Source organism: Methanocellales archaeon, assembly GCA_028715985.1.
In the GTDB taxonomy this organism is placed as follows: Archaea; Halobacteriota; UBA148; order UBA148; family UBA148; genus UBA148.
Genome location: JAQUQR010000003.1, coordinates 67,576 through 82,861 on the forward strand (window position 1 = coordinate 67,576; position 15,286 = coordinate 82,861).

Below are 15,286 nucleotides of genomic sequence, written 5' to 3' on the forward strand. Positions count from 1 at the left end.
AATTCATACCCTACTTAATAAAGTGGAAATTGATTACAAATTCTCTCTACTTCTTCTTTGACATTTCGGCGTATCATCTGGTTACCAATATCTGATAATACCGTAGTGATCATTCCCGCTATTTCTCTCATCTCGCGCTCTTTCATGCCCCTCGTCGTCACTGCCGGCGTGCCTATCCGTATACCGGAAGCGATGAACGGACTTTGTGGATCAAACGGGATGGTATTCTTATTCACGACGATGTTAACCTCACTTAAAGCCTCTTCAGCCGCTTTGCCTGTTATCCCCTTGCTGGTCAGATCTACAAGCACCAGGTGGTTATCAGTTCCACCCGAGACCAAATCAAACCCTTTGTTTATAAGCTCCTCAGCTAATGCCTTTGAATTCTTTACGATCTGCTTTTGATAATTTATGAACTCAGGACTCATCGCCTCTTTGAACGTGACAGCCTTGGCAGCGATGGAATGCATCAAAGGACCGCCCTGGATTCCCGGAAAAACAGTCTTGTCTATCACCTTGGCGTATTCCTTTTTGCAGAGGATGAATCCTCCTCGAGCGCCACGCAAGGTCTTATGGGTGGTGCTCGTGATGAAATGAGCATGCGGTACAGGACTCTGGTGAACTCCAGCCACGATCAGTCCAGCGATATGGGCCATGTCAGCCATTAAGTATGCACCGACTGTATCAGCTATCTCTCTGAAGGCAGCAAAATCTATCTCCCTTGGATATGCACTGGCACCAGCCACGATCATCTTGGGCTTGTGTGTTTTTGCGAGCTCTTCCACCTCATCATAATTTATCATTTGTGTCTTTCTATCCACACCATAGGTGACGACGTTAAAGAGCCTCCCCGAAAAGCTTGCTGGGCTCCCATGTGTTAGGTGGCCGCCATGGGATAATTCCATCCCCATGATGGTATCGCCGACATTTAGCATGGCGAAGTAAACGGCCATGTTTGCTTGAGAGCCGGAGTGTGGTTGGACGTTCGCATGTTCTGCACCAAAAATCTTCTTAGCCCTCTCGATAGCCAAGTTTTCCACGACGTCCATGTATTCACAACCACCGTAGTATCGCCGCGATGGATATCCCTCAGCATACTTGTTCGTCATGACGGAGCCCTGCGCCTCTAGGACCGCCTCGCTAACAAAGTTTTCAGAGGCGATCAACTCCAATCCAGACCTTTCCCTTTCCCTTTCCTGCATAATGGCTCTTGCCACTTCTGGATCAACGTCGCTTAACCTCAAGTCATTCACCTACATTCATTTTTTTTGCATTTGCTAATTAATTAAATTGTCTTATTACTCGACTCGAAAGAGCAAAAAGTGGGTCAAAAAGTAGCATAAATCATGTTTTATGCTGGCTTTCCCACTCCTTCAACGGAATGCTATATTTTTGCTCTATCTCTTCTCTAAAAGTCGGACCAGAATTGTACGCGCAGAAGGGTACAATCCTTCTTTTTGGGTCGGGCGTGGCATAATGAATTACGCACCGCTTAACACGTTCTATGTCATAATTGTAGGAGTCTTGGAAGTGCATTGCTCCGATGAATAGAACGTTCCAATGGAATTCTCCCAACGACTTATAGTTCTGTTTTTTCAGTATCTGTTTAAGCATCTCCTTGAAGTGCACATTTTTTGGCTGCGCATTCTCATGGACGCAATCGTTTATCACTTTCGCACCTTTCATCATTGCTTTTGATCCGCCCAATAAACCACCAGACTTTAAGATGCCGATCACCTCATCCACAGATTGGAAGAACTTATCCACGTCCACGAAGCGATTGATTGGCACAAGCTCTTTTCCATCTACGAACACGTATGTAGCAACGCCACAATGCGGGTGAGCGCTGAACGCAATCTGGGGCTTTTTCGTGTATTCCTCGACTAATTTTGATAGCGATACGACGCATGGAACCGGGTAAAAATCGCTTTTTTTGATCGCTCCGTTTGTCTGTTGCTCTATTCGATCTGCCAGATCGGGGATCGTGAACCTTTGACGCGTTCTCTCTTCAGTGGAAGCTGCACCCGTAAATGCGATAGGTTGGAAATTAACGCCCCTTATAACGTCGATATTCTCCATGGCAAGCCGGATGGTATCCCCTACTTCATGATCGTTAAAACCATTGATGACGGTTGGGACGAGCGTAACTCCCTGCCTTGCCTTGCGACAATGCTCGATCGCCTTCTTTCTAATCTCTATCAGGGGCTCTGTCTTTTTCGACACTCCATCGAAATGAAGGTAAACTGTGCTTAGTCCCGCATCCTTTAGCGTTTGAGCATATTTGGGATCCTCCCCCAATCTGACGCCATTTGTAGCTATCTGTACCTGTAGGAATCCCATTTTTTTGGCAAGCTTGATGATCTTCGGGAGGTCTGACCTAAGGGTCGGCTCCCCACCAGAAAATTGAACTGCCGGTGTGGGGACCGGGCGTTCCCCCCTTAACGCAGCGAGCATATCCTTTATTTGCTCAAAAGAGGGCTCGTACACTCTTTTTTGTACGTTAGCATTTGCGAAACAAAAATCGCATGATAGGTTGCATCTATTCGTAACATCGATGTTTCCGAGACAAGTGGAACTCAGATGAATGTCGCAAAGACCGCAATCAAATGGACAGTTTGATGCAGCAGTCTGCGGATTTTGAACCCCTGTTCCGTCATATGCATATTTCTCAACCCTAAGATACATATCAGCATCTGACCAGTAGACATCCTCAAAGAGACCATGCTCCGGGCACTCCTTCGACATCCAAACGGCACCATCTCGCTCGAAGATGGTCGCATCAACGACCTTCTTGCAATCCGGGCACAAAGAAGTGGTATGCTTGGGCAGTCCAGGGTTAAGTCTACTTTGGTAAGAACTCAATGTAATACGCCTCCCGTTAGATAATTTAATTAAACCTTCATAACGTTTATCAGTTCCTATACAAAAAACGTTTTCGGTGTCGATTTGTTCAGCACAATATTGATTGCAGTCTGGTTAATGTTACCGGCATATGTGGCAAACGCCTTTGCAGTTTTAACTGGCGGTGGAAAATCCATTGACTTTGAGAAGAATTTTCTCGATGGCAAGAGAATTTTTGGGAACGGCAAAACCTGGAATGGATTGATCGGAGGAATCATTGTTGGCATGTTTACCGGGAGCGTACAAAACGTATTGCTTCCGAGTTTTGTTTTATTTCCCTTGATTGTGTTGTTTTGTTTAACATTTGGGGCTTTATTTGGTGACTTGTGCAAGAGCTTCATCAAAAGAAGACTAGATATTGAAAGTGGGTCGAAAGTTCCAGTAATGGATCAACTGGATTTTGTCCTTGGTGCCTGGTTATTTTTGATATTATTTGCTTACCCCTGGTTCTCGGAGAATTTCACATCGTACCACGTAATCGTTATATTGATCATGACACCATTCTTGCATAGGATTACAAATATCATAGGATATAAATTAGGTAAAAAGGATGTGCCGTGGTAATGAGATGTGAGATATGCGGAAAAGAGACAAATACCAGAATGTGCATAGTATGCGGCAAAAGCGTTTGTGCAGATCATTTTTATATCATGATGTCTGTGTGCGCTGATTGCGTAAGCGATGATGTGGGGAGGAAACATGAGCGATAGGGAACTGCTAAAGGCATTGAAAAGCTCCCTTAAGTTCGGTGATTTTACGCTCTCATCTGGTTTAAAAAGCAGTTATTATGTCGACAAATACATTTTCGAAACCGATCCCAATTGTTTGGAAGCCATAGGCAATAAGATCTCGGGTCTGATCCCGCCGGGCACAAAAAAGCTTGCTGCGATCGAACTTGGATCTATATCGTTGGTTGCAGTGGCAAGCGTCAAGACCAAATTACCCTATGTGATCGTTAGGAAGCAAAAGAAAGGATATGCCACAAAGAAGTTAATTGAAGGGGAGATATGTCCAGGAGAGACGGTCATTGTGGTTGAGGATGTTATCACTACCGGCTCTGAAGCGGTCAGGGCGGTACAAACGTTACGGGACCATGGAGCAATCGTGTATTTCGTCCTTGCAGTTGTTGATCGAGAGGAGGGGGCCAGAGAAAATTTGATGGCGATAGGGGTCTCCTTGGTCTCTATAGCCAAATCAAGTGAATTGTTGGACCAGAGTTGATTTTAGATGGAAAAGGTTGGCGTTTTACTCGTTAGTTACGGCTCAAGGGAGGCCGCTATCGCAGATTCCTTGTGCAGGAGTGAAAACTATGAGGTCACTATTTTTGATGCGGATAAACAGAAAAATCCCTTCATAGTTGAAATGGCTGCCGATTATGATATCGGGCTGGATGTGCAGAGAATATGTGAATTCGCCAAAAAGCATGAGGATGAAATAGATTTCGGAATAGTCGGGCCAGAAGGTCAGATAATAGGAGGCATCAGGGACATCATCGAGCAAGAAACCCGGATTCCGATGATCTGCCCTACGAAAGAATATGCCATTGAGGGAAGTAAAGTTTCACAGCGCCATTTATTGGAAAAGTGCTGCCCAGAGGCGAATCCCGGATTTAAGGTCTTTGATACGAAGGATTATCCCGGCAAGGGTGAATTGAGGAAAGACGTTTACTCTTGGTTAGATGAAGTGGGGAATCAGGTGGCTGTGAAGCCAGACGCTCCAGCGACAGGCAAGGGCGTTGGGGTTTGGGGGGATCATTTCTCAACTCGCGAGGAGTTATTCGACCACTTTCTATCCATATGCGATTATGGGCCTGTGATAATAGAGGAAAAAATAGAGGGAGAGGAGTTCAGTTTGCAGTTTTTTTCGGATGGAAAACACTTGGTTCCAACAGAGGCTGTAAGGGATTATAAAAGGGCATTTGATGGCGATAGGGGCGTAAACACCGGTGGTATGGGCTCCTATAAGGCTCCAGGGCGAATATTACCTTTCATGGATCAAGAGGACTGGGAAGCTGGGCTTGAAATCGGCAAAAAAATATTCCAAGAATTAAGGGTCAACGGAGGCAACGAGTTGCGTGGCATACCTCTATATATGGCCTATATCTGCGCCGCAGACGGGGTAAAAGTTTTGGAAATCAATTCTCGCCCGGGAGACCCGGAAATACAAAATTTGCTCCCCGTTCTGGAAGATGATTTCGTTGATGTTTGTCTTAGCATCCTCGATGGCAATCTAGCCAGGCTAAACTTCGCCAAAAAAGCGAGTGTTGTCACATATGCCGTACCGATGACCTATGGGGGATATAGAAAGAGATTTTCCGGTGATGCGAGGGTCGATCTTAGTAAAGCATATGAGCTTAGCAGGAAATATGGAGACGCCATCCGGGTTTATCCGGGTTCTATGGAAATTCGTGGAAAAGAAACCTATGCACTCGGCTCGAGAACAGTATGCACCGTGGGCATTGCTGATGATATTGATGTTGCAAGAAATATTTCACTAGAGGGCATCACAGCCATCGATGGGCCCTTATGGAACAGGTGGGATATCGGATCAAAAGAGCACATAGCTAAAAGTGTGGAACATATGAACTCACTGAGGAGGTAAAATAAATGAATTTCATTTCAATGGCAGACCTGTCGCCTGAGGACATCCTGGATATTCTCGACAAAGCAGAGGATATGAAGGGAAAGCGAAAGCAGGGAGTCGATTTGCTGAGAAATAAGAGCCTGGTCATGCTCTTTGAAAAGCCGTCCACTCGCACAAGAGCCTCATTTGAGGTTGCGATGACCGAACTGGGTGGGCATGCAATATGCCTGAACTGGCAGGAAATCCAGCTCGGAAGAGGTGAGAGCCTGGAGGATACTGCGCGCGTGCTATCCAGTTACGTAAACGGAATAATGATTCGTGCAGAGCATTCAAAGGTTCTTAAAATGGCAAAAAGCTCGAGCGTCCCGGTTATCAATGGCTTGACAGAATTGGAGCACCCCTGCCAATCTCTCGCCGATCTTTTGACGATCCGTGAGTTCAAGGGGGGATTTTCGGGTCTGAAGTTTGGCTGGATCGGAGACGGCAACAACGTATGCAACTCCTCCATCTTGGCTGGCGCTCTGGTTGGCATGAAGGTCGTAGTGGCGTGTCCGAAAGGATATGAGCCCAATGCCGATATCTTGGAAAAGTCGAGAATCCTGGGAGGAAATACGAAAATAACCCATGATGTCCGGGAGGCGGCGAAGAATGCAGATATACTATATACGGACGTTTGGGTTTCGATGGGCGACGAGGCGCAGAAAAAGAAGAGAATGCTCGATTTTAAAGGATTTCAGATTAATGCGGATGTTGTAAAGATGGCAAAGGATGATGTCATAGTAATGCATTGTCTGCCTGCCCATAGAGGAGCTGAGATAGCTCCAGAAATCATCGACGATCCGCATTCGGTCATATTTGCGCAGGCAGAAAACAGGTTGCATGCTCAGAAGGCGCTGTTGGTTAGGCTTTTGGGATGAAGTATCGGATTGGGGCGGGGCGATAACAGAGAAGATTCTCAGTGCTCTTTTATTTATTAGCAAGCATACAATTTTTTGACCTATATCTTATCGAGTATGACGATATATCTGCAAAAAATATGGGGCAAATACTGTGAGACTGAGGTTGATCGTAAGTATTGCAATTAAAAGTGATCCCACATTCTTGCAGTTGATTAAGTTATTTGGCATATGATTCGTCTTTTTACCATTCGCTTAACGCCCGGCGGACATACGAAGTCCTTGAACGTTAAACGAAACCTTGATTTTGATTTTGAGGCTTTAACTCTTTTTCCAAAGAATCAATAATCATGGTTTCTTAGTGAGAAGATTTGGGTAGAGCGAAGCGAGCCGTATGTCACTGTTAAGCGCCCCCGACATCTCGAAGGGGCTGATGACTGAAAGGAGTTAAGAGTTTTTGGAATCTAATTATTTAATGTATTTTCTTAATTCATTTTCAATGTTTTTCAATGATATACTAATACCGTAAAGAGATGGTATCATAATGCTGAGGTTTTGTTGTGGAATATAAACTGGTTGAAATTTTGTGCAAACAGAAATTACGCAGCCAGTTCCCTCCTCAACCACTGGACTGCCACTACTCCCATAATTCAATGCTTTATCAAGGACGTAATGCTTTGGAAAAGGGCGTCCTCCAAATATAGGGCCAATTACTTCGTAATGGGATGATATTATCATCGAGGTAATCCGTGGAGAATAGAAATGGAATCCAAACATTGAGTTAGAATTACCTTCAATCTTAATTTTAGATAATGGATAACCAAAACTGTAAACCTTCGACCCTTCTTTAATTATGTTAAAATTAATATCTAAATACTCAATTTGTTCATCAGACGCTAAAACATCCTTTTCTTTTTTATTCTTATTAATATCCGCTTTTAACAATACTAAATCAAATTCGGGCCACTCTTTTATGATTTCAATAAAATAAATCGTAATTCGGGGGATGCATTTGGTTAACGTAATATCTTTTCCTTCATATAACTCAGAATATCCTGATGTGGTGATAATAGGATTTCCTTTTGGATTTCTCTTTTCAATTACATGTCTCGCAGTAATAAAATATCCCTCAGAGGAAATGAAAAATCCAGTTCCCATAGGTGTTGGGAATCCCTTGGTTTTAGGATCGGGGTTAGGTGCAATAACTGCATAAGTAGAATTCTTAGTTCTTGATAAAGTCTTAGTTATCACAGTTGAATAAATTGATTATTATCGTATTAATCCTTGTGTTCGACTCCAAAATATTGCGCTTAACTATTTATATGCAAAATTCTCTCCTTATAAAAGATTCTTACCTAGTTTAAAACTAAACTTGTTTTAATTTGACCATCGGCTTGACCATCAGAATTTAACCTTTGGGGGTAGTGATTACCTCCTCATATAACCAAAGGCTGCAAGTAAAGGCAAACCACGGTATACAAAAGGATAATAAATAAAAAGCCAAGCTAACCGAAGATTTGGCTGAGCCCTCATGCACTCTTTTATTTTATTTTTTACCTGCCCAGTATTCTTCTGCCTCTTCTTCCATCTCATCGAGTCTGGTGTAGTAATCCGAGAATTCGTTTAGGTGCGCAAGTGCTATTTTCCCTGTCATCATCGGATCATCGTTAGTGACATTGGTTTTTGGATCCACCAATCCATGCTCCAGTTCTACGTCCATCCCTCTTCTAAATTGCTCCACATCGAACTCGGTCCAGTCAATCCCTAACGCTTCACCGACTCTCTTGGCTTCCTTGGCAGTGAAATGTTTTTCACTCTCCATTTTATTACAACCCCAGAGCCCCGGGCGAGATTTGAACTCGCGACCTAGTGATGTCTTGCAATTTTGTTACAAGTCACTCGCTCTAGCCAGACTGAGCCACCGAGGCGCTCTCTTTAATTATTGTTTTTATTTTTATTGGCGATATCCAGCATAAACGTTACCGCTTGGACCCAAATTTTTTTGCTGCACTCTTTAGTGCCATCACTCCGGGCAACTCCTTTCCTGCAAGCACATTGAGGCAAGCATTTCCTCCAGTGCTCACATGTGTGACTTTTCTTTCAAGCCCAGCCTTTTGCACAGCAGCCCCTGTATGCCCACCCCCAACGATAGAAAACCCTGCTTTAGTGATGGCTTTCATCATCTCCAATGTTCCTAGGGCAAAATTCTCCTTCTCGAACACTCCTGCAGGACCATGCAAGATTGCCATCTTTGCATCCTTGATTTCATCCTGGAATTTCACAATAGTCTCAAGCCCTATATCCCAGATTGGATATTCAGCAGGTAACTTCTCTATTGGGACATCAACTCGTTCGCCATTTTTACCCAGAGCCACATCCTTGGGAAGCTCTATCCTATCTCCAAACTTTTGAAGCAATATCTTTGCCTTGGGAATCTCATCCGAATATCCTTCTTTCTCGATGTATTGTAGGCTCGGAGCGCCTATATCCACTCCTGATGCGGCTAGGAATATATTTGCTGCAACGCCGGTTAAAAAGATTTTGTCAGCGCCATCCCTTGATAGGATGTTTTCGATGACATCGAGCGTGTCATGTGCCTTCGCTCCACCGAGCACGAATATGCACGGATGATCAGCACAGGCGAGGACCTTGTTCAGCACATCTAATTCTTTTTCCATCAACTTGCCCGCTCCAGACGGCAGCACTTCTGTAAATCCCACTAGAGATGCATGTGATCTATGAACAGATGCAAATGCATCGTTGAAGAACAAATCGAAATGGGGCGCAAGTCCTCTCACAAGATGCGTTTTGGCATGCTCTTCTGAACTCCTTTCCACTCTCTCTTCTGAGTAGAACCTCACATTCTCCAGAAGAAGAATATCTCCAACCTTCATATCTTCTATGGCTTTTTGAGCACAGGCACCAAAGATATCATCTACGTAGGTTACCTTTTGCCGCAAAACCACTCCGAGCATTTTTGCATGCGGCTCCATTGTGGTAAAGTCCTTTTTCCCAGGCCTGCTTTGATGTGAAAGCAAAACGGTCCTTGACCTCTCTAATCTCTTCAATGTATCTGCATGGCTCCAAAATTTTTCCTCGCTAAGTATGCTCCCGGTGCTGGGATCAATTGGTGAATTCAAGTCCAATCTGACTAAAACCGTTTTGTTAGATAGGTTGAAGTCATCCATGGTAAGATAGTCTCTTTTCACATCTGCCAAGTACATCCCTCTACACTCCAGATAGCATTCAAGATATAATAAATATTCATTCGCTTGCTTAAGGTTAATTAATGTTATATCTATCAAGAACTTATTTTAGTATATTATGAAGGAAATACTCGAAATACTGGAGAATGATGCAAGGATAAGTACTGGCGAGATTGCTGCGCTAACAAAAATTCCCGAGCACAAAGTCAGGGAGATGATCGCCGAGGCTGAGAAAAAGGGGATCATCAGGAAATACAAAACAGTGATCGACTGGGACAAGGTGGAGGCGGAACACGTTTATGCCATCATAGAGGTGAAGGTCACCTCTGAGCGAGAAGTTGGCTACGATTCCATAGCAGAACGCATTGCAAGATTCCCAGAGGTCGTTTCAGTCCGTCTGGTCTCTGGAGATCACGATTTGTCTTTGCTGGTGAGAGGCAAGACGATGAAGGAAGTTGCATTCTTCATCGCCGAGAAGGTGGCACCACTGGATCGGGTGCAGGGTACCGTCACTCATTTCATACTTAAAACCTACAAGCAAGATGGCGATATTTTATTAGAAAAAGAGGAATCCAAGAGGTTGGCGATAACACCATGATCGCAGATAAGGTAAAGCGCATCCCACCATCTGGCATTCGGAAATACTTTGAGATGACCCTGGGGATGGAGGATATCATCTCATTGGGCGTCGGCGAGCCTGATTTTGTCACTCCCTGGTCCATCAGAGAGGCATGTATCTATGCCTTGGAAAAAGGGTACACCTCCTACACATCCAACTGGGGCTTACTTGAGCTGAGAAACGAGATATCCCGCTGCATCGCTTCAGATTATGAAGTACAATACAGCCCCGAGGACCAGATTATCGTGACCACAGGTGTAAGCGAAGCTTCCGATCTTGCGATACGGGCAATAGTAAACCCCGGCGACGAAGTCATCATTGTGGAGCCCTGCTATGTCTCCTACAAACCCTGCGTAATCCTTGCCGGCGGAAAACCCGTGATGGTGTCGACAGACAGGTGCAATGATTTCAAGGTAATTCCTGAGCAGATAGGGGCTAAAATAACGAAAAAGACAAAGGCAATAATCCTGTCCTACCCAAACAACCCGACTGGTGCAATAATGGGGAAGAAAGACCTGGAAGGAATAGCGGACATAGTGAAGGATCATGACCTATTTGTGATATCTGATGAAGTGTATGACAAGCTCACATACGATGGGACCCATACCTGCTTTTCCTCTCTGGATGGCATGTATGACAAAACGATTTTGCTCAACGGTTTCTCCAAGGCCTATGCGATGACCGGTTGGCGGCTCGGCTATGCGGCTTCTAACCCGGAAGTCATAGCTGCAATGCTGAAAATTCATCAGTATACGATGCTCTGCGCTCCGATCACGGCACAGATGGCTGCCATCGAGGCCTTAAGAAACTGCAGGGAGGAGATGCTTTCCATGGTCAGGGAGTATGACAGGCGAAGAAGGCTGATCGTCAAGGGACTGAACGATCTTGGCTTGGACTGCTTTGAGCCGAAAGGCGCATTCTACGCTTTCCCGTCGGTGGAGAGCACTGGCATGACCTCAGAGGTTTTTGCGGAAAAGCTCCTCAAAGAGCAAAAAGTGGCGGTTGTGCCTGGGGATGTGTTTGGAGACTCCGGGGAAGGCTTTATTAGGTGTGCATATGCCGTATCGCGAAAAGAAATAAAAGAGGCGCTGGAGAGGATTGGGGAGTTTTTAAAATAGCGGGCGCTTTCATTTCGTGGCTTTTATTGTTAGTTTTTGACAAGTTATATCCAAGGAGGTTTATTTAAGGGGTTGGGGATACAAGGAATAGTGTCGGATAATTGAGGTATATCAACGGTCCAGTTAAGCCTGAGTTTCATGCGGAACAGCAAGCTTTTTTCTAACCATTATTTGAACAATCTTGTACAACGAAATCGTGAGTGGAGAGAGGATGAGGCGTCAGAACGTGCTTTTAATCGGATAAAGGAGATTTATAATGAGAAACGAGCAAATTAGAGTAAATACCGAGGAAGAACATAAAGAACTCCTTGATGACGTTTTTAGCGGTCTAGAATTATCTGAGAAGTTATCTTCCAAGATTCGGTTTGGAGAGGTTTCTTATTCGTATGAAAGTGATCTTATTGATATATTTCATGAACAATTAAAGATGTTCCATTCTATTGTATGTTTAACCTTAAAAGGAAATTACACAGAAGGATTTATACTTACTAGGTCTGTATTCGAGAGTTATTTCACATTTTTGCTCATGCTTAAGGGCACAAAATATAAAATTTCATATAAGATAAAAACAAGCACAGAAAAAAATAAGAAAGACATTTACGATAAGTTTGTAGAAGATATTAAAGGGGCTCAAGCAAGAGGTGAAAAACTACATATACTAGATATAAAGCCATCGGGCAACGATTACAAATCAATTATTGTAACCTACGAAGGCATATTTGGGGTAGATAATAAAAGTAAACTCATCCCTGTTTATTACTTCGTGTTTATAGAATACGATCCTCAATCAGCTTTTATTAATGGAATTCCGCCGATTAGAGATGGCACCTATCTACCAGATATAGCTCAGAAAAGTCACGAACATTACAAAAGACTTTATCGAGATTTTATTAAGTTTGATAAAGTCCGCGAAGCATTAAAACTTAACAACCTAATCAGTGTTGAAGAAGATAATGCTACTCAAGTCCACTATAATTTTTTAAGTAATTTTACACACATAACGAACGAAGGACTGCACAAAATTTTTTGGCAAAGACGACGGAATATTGGATCTTATTCCGTCTCAATAATTGATAATTTAAGCGAACTTTATTTCTATGATCACTACTTATCTGAACTCTGTCTACTTTATGTGTTAAAGATTAACCAATACTATCTTAGATCATTAGTAGACTATTTCGCGAATAGATATGAAATTAAAGATTTAGCCAAATTTGAAGATTATTTTGCCAAACTCAACAGATATTATGATTATTTTTGGTTCATTTTTGAAAAGCATTGGAAGTACGACGAATGGGATTATGAAACAATAAAGGCATCTCATCAACGTAAAGGAATAAAACCTGATGAGAAAATACCTTATTACAGAGATCCCTTACAACGATTAATAAATCTACATCGGTCCACTATTGAAGGAACAACAGGTTTAGTTTACGAAAGCCCTTTTCCAAGAAAAAATGCGAAATTTGGCTGAGACTATAAGAACACTCGAAAGTTTCAGGAGATTTTAGTTTAAGTATTTCAAAGCTTAAACTGTTAATTGACGTCCATTGGGAAGAAGGGTAAAGCTATTGATCAGATGTTTTATGATTTATATGGCCTAACCGAAGAGGAAATCAAAATCGTTTCCGCATAAACCGATAGGTTAGCGCCCTAACTCAAGCCAGCGCCCTTAAGAAATCACTTTCGGTGATTATTCCCACCAGTTTCCCTTCCTTTAGGACAGGCAGCGATCCCACCTCTTTTTTCATCATCATCTCTGCTGCGATGCCGATGTCGACATCAGGCCCTATGGTGACGACGTCTGAGGTCATAAGCGTCTTGATCGGCAGGCTAAAAGCCTCGTCTACATGGCCGGTGATTAGTTCGTTGAATACCTCCCCGCCCCCGAGGAACTTGACGACATCAGTGGCATTTATCATCCCTAATAATATGTTATCCACGACTACCGGCAGTCTCCTGAATACGTTACTGACCATGACCTTGGTAGCCTCCTTTAAAGACATGTTTGGAGGTGCGGTTACCACGCTTTTACTCATGTATTCACTGACTGACTTCCCGGCCTTCTTCCCGGCGATCAGGCCCAAGAAGTCGCGCTCAGAGATTATGCCAACTATTTGGCTCTTAGGATTTACAATGGGCAATCCGCCGGTTTTATGCCTGATCATCGTGTTCAATGCATCCTTCAGGGATTTATCCTCTGTCAGTGTTATCACATCGCTTTCCATTATCTCTCTGGCCTCGGCATTTATGGCAGCGAGCAGATTTCCACCGTATTTATTCTCTACCAGATTATGTCGTACTCCTCCGCCAAAAAAATCGATCAGGTCCATGGATGTAACGATTCCTACGAGTCGGCGTGTTCCGGCATCTGCGATGGGTATTCTCCGAAAGCCGTAGGTTACCAGCGTTTTCACGATCCCCATGATCGTCATAGTAGGTGGAACGGTGACCACGTCCTTGGATGCGATCATCATCACATCTCCCGGGCGGGATGAAACTCGTGATTTGAACTCTACAGGCCCCCTATCAAATGGGGAGGAACCCTCACGTCCTCTCATCGTATCACCGCTTCCGTCAAGTCGTATCTATCGACTATGCCAACCAATTTGCCATTTTTTTCAACCGGCAATCTGCCTATGTCATGTTTCATCATCATTAATGCAGCCTCTTTTATTGTAGCATCGGGATCAACCGAGTATATCTGGGTGCTCATCATCTTTTCTACCGGGGGGGACTCCTTACCGCTCCTGGCACAACCAGCTCTGATTATGTCTTGGCGAGTGATCATACCTACGATCTCTCTCTTGCTTTTGATTACAGGAAATCCAGAATATCCCAGCTCAATTATGTTTGCCCATACCTTTGATACCGGGTCTTTAAGGGAAAAAGCTTTGACTTTGGAGGTCATTATTTCCTTTACCTCTTTGTTAGGAACCTTATCGAGATCTATATTTTTAAATATGTCCACCATGCTGACCATCCCCAACAATTCCCTGTCTTGTGAGGACCTGACTACGGGCAGTCCGCCCATCTTGACGTTTACCATCGTCATTGCGACGTCTCTTATGTCACATAAAGGTGTAACTATCGGGCACTCTCGGGTAAATCCTTTGACGGTCACATTTGACTTGGTGGATGTAATTTTTAGAACCTCCTCTTCCGTGATAATTCCAGTGACTTTACGAGCGTTATCAACTACCGGCAAACTCCTGAAGTGCGAATCTCGGATCAATTGACGCGCTCTGGTCATGAACTCATCATCTTTGACAAATACGGGATTCTTAGACATTATGCTTTGGACTTTCATGATTTTTAATCACTCCTACTCTACTACTAAACTAAAACCCACTATCCTTACAGCTCTCACAGACCAGTGTTCCATTTACGAGCTCTAAAGACGCCGAAAAACCTCCACATCTTTCGCAAATACTTTGTGTTAACTTTTTACTTTCTTGAAATGAGACGTGTTCACGATTCATCTCGATGATGTCTGAAAGGATATAGGTAAGCTCAGAAGAAACTGCAATCATGTCTGTATCGGTGACGATACCAACCAGTTTTCCATTTTCGATGACTGGCAGGCGTCTTATGTTTAATCTGACCATTTTTCGTGCTGCTTCACTAATGCTTTCGTCGGGTTCAATGGTGATCAGCGGTTGAGTCATTATGTCTTTCAGAGTCATAGAACTAGGCTTCACGTCCTTTGAGATTATTTTTAGCACAAGGTCTCGTTCGGTCACGACACCTATGGGATCCCCCTTCTCAGTCACGATCAGGCTACCAACATTTTGTTTTATCATTTTCTCTCCTGCTTCTGATGCCTTCGTATCCTTCTCAGCAGTAATCACCTCCCTTGTCATGATTTCCCGCACTGACATTTTTGTCTCCATTTCAACACGCCACCACGATAGATAATATATGTATGTATGGTATGGTTTATAAATATAAAAGGGTCACGAC

General features: G+C 43.6%; 15 protein-coding genes and 1 tRNA gene. 7 read left to right on the forward strand and 9 right to left on the reverse strand.

From position 1 onward, the window contains the following. Positions 1-14 precede the first annotated feature (14 nt). Together PHI74_04205 and PHI74_04210 are read right to left on the reverse strand one after the other, a co-directional pair. A complete protein-coding gene (locus PHI74_04205) occupies positions 15-1,253 on the reverse strand; it encodes a serine hydroxymethyltransferase (GenBank protein MDD5485213.1) in 1,239 nt (412 codons plus the stop codon). Positions 1,254-1,344: 91 nt separating this feature from the next. Then, positions 1,345-2,862, reverse strand: coding sequence for a radical SAM protein (locus PHI74_04210; GenBank protein MDD5485214.1), 1,518 nt, complete (start codon positions 2,860-2,862; stop codon positions 1,345-1,347). An 84-nt stretch (positions 2,863-2,946) separates the two neighbouring features. Between PHI74_04210 and PHI74_04215 the strand changes: the two genes are divergently transcribed. The 4 genes from PHI74_04215 to argF all read left to right on the forward strand — a co-directional run bounded on the left by PHI74_04215 (position 2,947) and on the right by argF (position 6,401). Then, positions 2,947-3,465: a CDP-2,3-bis-(O-geranylgeranyl)-sn-glycerol synthase gene (locus tag PHI74_04215; GenBank protein MDD5485215.1), complete on the forward strand. Its 519-nt coding sequence runs from the start codon at positions 2,947-2,949 to the stop codon at positions 3,463-3,465. Between the two features lie 135 nt (positions 3,466-3,600). Continuing rightward, the gene (gene pyrE / locus PHI74_04220) at positions 3,601-4,122 is read left to right on the forward strand and encodes an orotate phosphoribosyltransferase (GenBank protein ID MDD5485216.1); all 522 of its coding nucleotides are present in this window, start codon (positions 3,601-3,603) and stop codon (positions 4,120-4,122) included. Between the two features lie 6 nt (positions 4,123-4,128). Beyond that, positions 4,129-5,502: a hypothetical protein gene (locus tag PHI74_04225; protein ID MDD5485217.1), complete on the forward strand. Its 1,374-nt coding sequence runs from the start codon at positions 4,129-4,131 to the stop codon at positions 5,500-5,502. Positions 5,503-5,507: 5 nt separating this feature from the next. Next, positions 5,508-6,401: an ornithine carbamoyltransferase gene (gene argF / locus PHI74_04230; GenBank protein MDD5485218.1), complete on the forward strand. Its 894-nt coding sequence runs from the start codon at positions 5,508-5,510 to the stop codon at positions 6,399-6,401. A 447-nt stretch (positions 6,402-6,848) separates the two neighbouring features. Here the strand turns inward: argF and PHI74_04235 are convergent, their stop codons facing one another. The 4 genes from PHI74_04235 to PHI74_04250 form a co-directional block, all read right to left on the reverse strand. Then, positions 6,849-7,631 carry a serine protease gene (locus tag PHI74_04235; protein ID MDD5485219.1) on the reverse strand — a complete coding sequence of 261 codons (783 nt, stop codon included), beginning with the start codon at positions 7,629-7,631 and terminating at the stop codon, positions 6,849-6,851. Between the two features lie 295 nt (positions 7,632-7,926). Further along, positions 7,927-8,202, reverse strand: coding sequence for a hypothetical protein (locus PHI74_04240; protein ID MDD5485220.1), 276 nt, complete (start codon positions 8,200-8,202; stop codon positions 7,927-7,929). A 16-nt stretch (positions 8,203-8,218) separates the two neighbouring features. After that, a tRNA-Thr gene (locus tag PHI74_04245) sits at positions 8,219-8,308 on the reverse strand. 51 nt (positions 8,309-8,359) lie between these two features. Continuing rightward, the gene (locus PHI74_04250) at positions 8,360-9,604 is read right to left on the reverse strand and encodes a phosphoglycerate kinase (GenBank protein ID MDD5485221.1); all 1,245 of its coding nucleotides are present in this window, start codon (positions 9,602-9,604) and stop codon (positions 8,360-8,362) included. A 100-nt stretch (positions 9,605-9,704) separates the two neighbouring features. On the opposite strand from PHI74_04250, the gene PHI74_04255 reads away from it, so the two are divergent. From PHI74_04255 to PHI74_04265, 3 genes are all read left to right on the forward strand, one after another. Then, positions 9,705-10,184, forward strand: coding sequence for an Lrp/AsnC family transcriptional regulator (locus PHI74_04255; GenBank protein MDD5485222.1), 480 nt, complete (start codon positions 9,705-9,707; stop codon positions 10,182-10,184). Next, positions 10,181-11,323: an aminotransferase class I/II-fold pyridoxal phosphate-dependent enzyme gene (locus PHI74_04260; GenBank protein MDD5485223.1), complete on the forward strand. Its 1,143-nt coding sequence runs from the start codon at positions 10,181-10,183 to the stop codon at positions 11,321-11,323. Before PHI74_04255 ends, PHI74_04260 begins: the two co-directional genes overlap by 4 nt. 256 nt (positions 11,324-11,579) lie before the next feature. After that, the gene (locus PHI74_04265; GenBank protein ID MDD5485224.1) at positions 11,580-12,797 is read left to right on the forward strand and encodes a DUF5677 domain-containing protein; all 1,218 of its coding nucleotides are present in this window, start codon (positions 11,580-11,582) and stop codon (positions 12,795-12,797) included. A gap of 184 nt (positions 12,798-12,981) precedes the next feature. Here PHI74_04265 and PHI74_04270 read toward each other — a convergent pair whose 3' ends face one another. From PHI74_04270 to PHI74_04280, 3 genes are read right to left on the reverse strand one after another with little or no spacing between them, the layout of a single operon-like run. Continuing rightward, positions 12,982-13,884, reverse strand: coding sequence for a CBS domain-containing protein (locus tag PHI74_04270; GenBank protein ID MDD5485225.1), 903 nt, complete (start codon positions 13,882-13,884; stop codon positions 12,982-12,984). Beyond that, positions 13,881-14,633, reverse strand: a complete 753-nt coding sequence (locus PHI74_04275; GenBank protein MDD5485226.1) for a CBS domain-containing protein — start codon at positions 14,631-14,633, stop codon at positions 13,881-13,883. Before PHI74_04275 ends, PHI74_04270 begins: the two co-directional genes overlap by 4 nt. A 31-nt stretch (positions 14,634-14,664) precedes the next feature. Continuing rightward, positions 14,665-15,216: a CBS domain-containing protein gene (locus tag PHI74_04280; GenBank protein MDD5485227.1), complete on the reverse strand. Its 552-nt coding sequence runs from the start codon at positions 15,214-15,216 to the stop codon at positions 14,665-14,667. Positions 15,217-15,286 lie beyond the last annotated feature (70 nt).

What these genes read in the sequence shown, in the direction of transcription:
- pyrE (MDD5485216.1), top strand. Translation starts at nt 3,601, where the DNA reads ATGAGCGATAGGGAACTGCTAAAGGCATTGAAAAGCTCCCTTAAGTTC.
- PHI74_04225 (MDD5485217.1), top strand. Translation starts at nt 4,129, where the DNA reads ATGGAAAAGGTTGGCGTTTTACTCGTTAGTTACGGCTCAAGGGAGGCC.
- argF (MDD5485218.1), top strand. Translation starts at nt 5,508, where the DNA reads ATGAATTTCATTTCAATGGCAGACCTGTCGCCTGAGGACATCCTGGAT.
- PHI74_04240 (MDD5485220.1), bottom strand. Translation starts at nt 8,202, where the DNA reads ATGGAGAGTGAAAAACATTTCACTGCCAAGGAAGCCAAGAGAGTCGGT.
- PHI74_04250 (MDD5485221.1), bottom strand. Translation starts at nt 9,604, where the DNA reads ATGTACTTGGCAGATGTGAAAAGAGACTATCTTACCATGGATGACTTC.
- PHI74_04255 (MDD5485222.1), top strand. Translation starts at nt 9,705, where the DNA reads ATGAAGGAAATACTCGAAATACTGGAGAATGATGCAAGGATAAGTACT.
- PHI74_04260 (MDD5485223.1), top strand. Translation starts at nt 10,181, where the DNA reads ATGATCGCAGATAAGGTAAAGCGCATCCCACCATCTGGCATTCGGAAA.
- PHI74_04265 (MDD5485224.1), top strand. Translation starts at nt 11,580, where the DNA reads ATGAGAAACGAGCAAATTAGAGTAAATACCGAGGAAGAACATAAAGAA.
- PHI74_04270 (MDD5485225.1), bottom strand. Translation starts at nt 13,884, where the DNA reads ATGAGAGGACGTGAGGGTTCCTCCCCATTTGATAGGGGGCCTGTAGAG.
- PHI74_04275 (MDD5485226.1), bottom strand. Translation starts at nt 14,633, where the DNA reads ATGAAAGTCCAAAGCATAATGTCTAAGAATCCCGTATTTGTCAAAGAT.
- PHI74_04280 (MDD5485227.1), bottom strand. Translation starts at nt 15,216, where the DNA reads ATGGAGACAAAAATGTCAGTGCGGGAAATCATGACAAGGGAGGTGATT.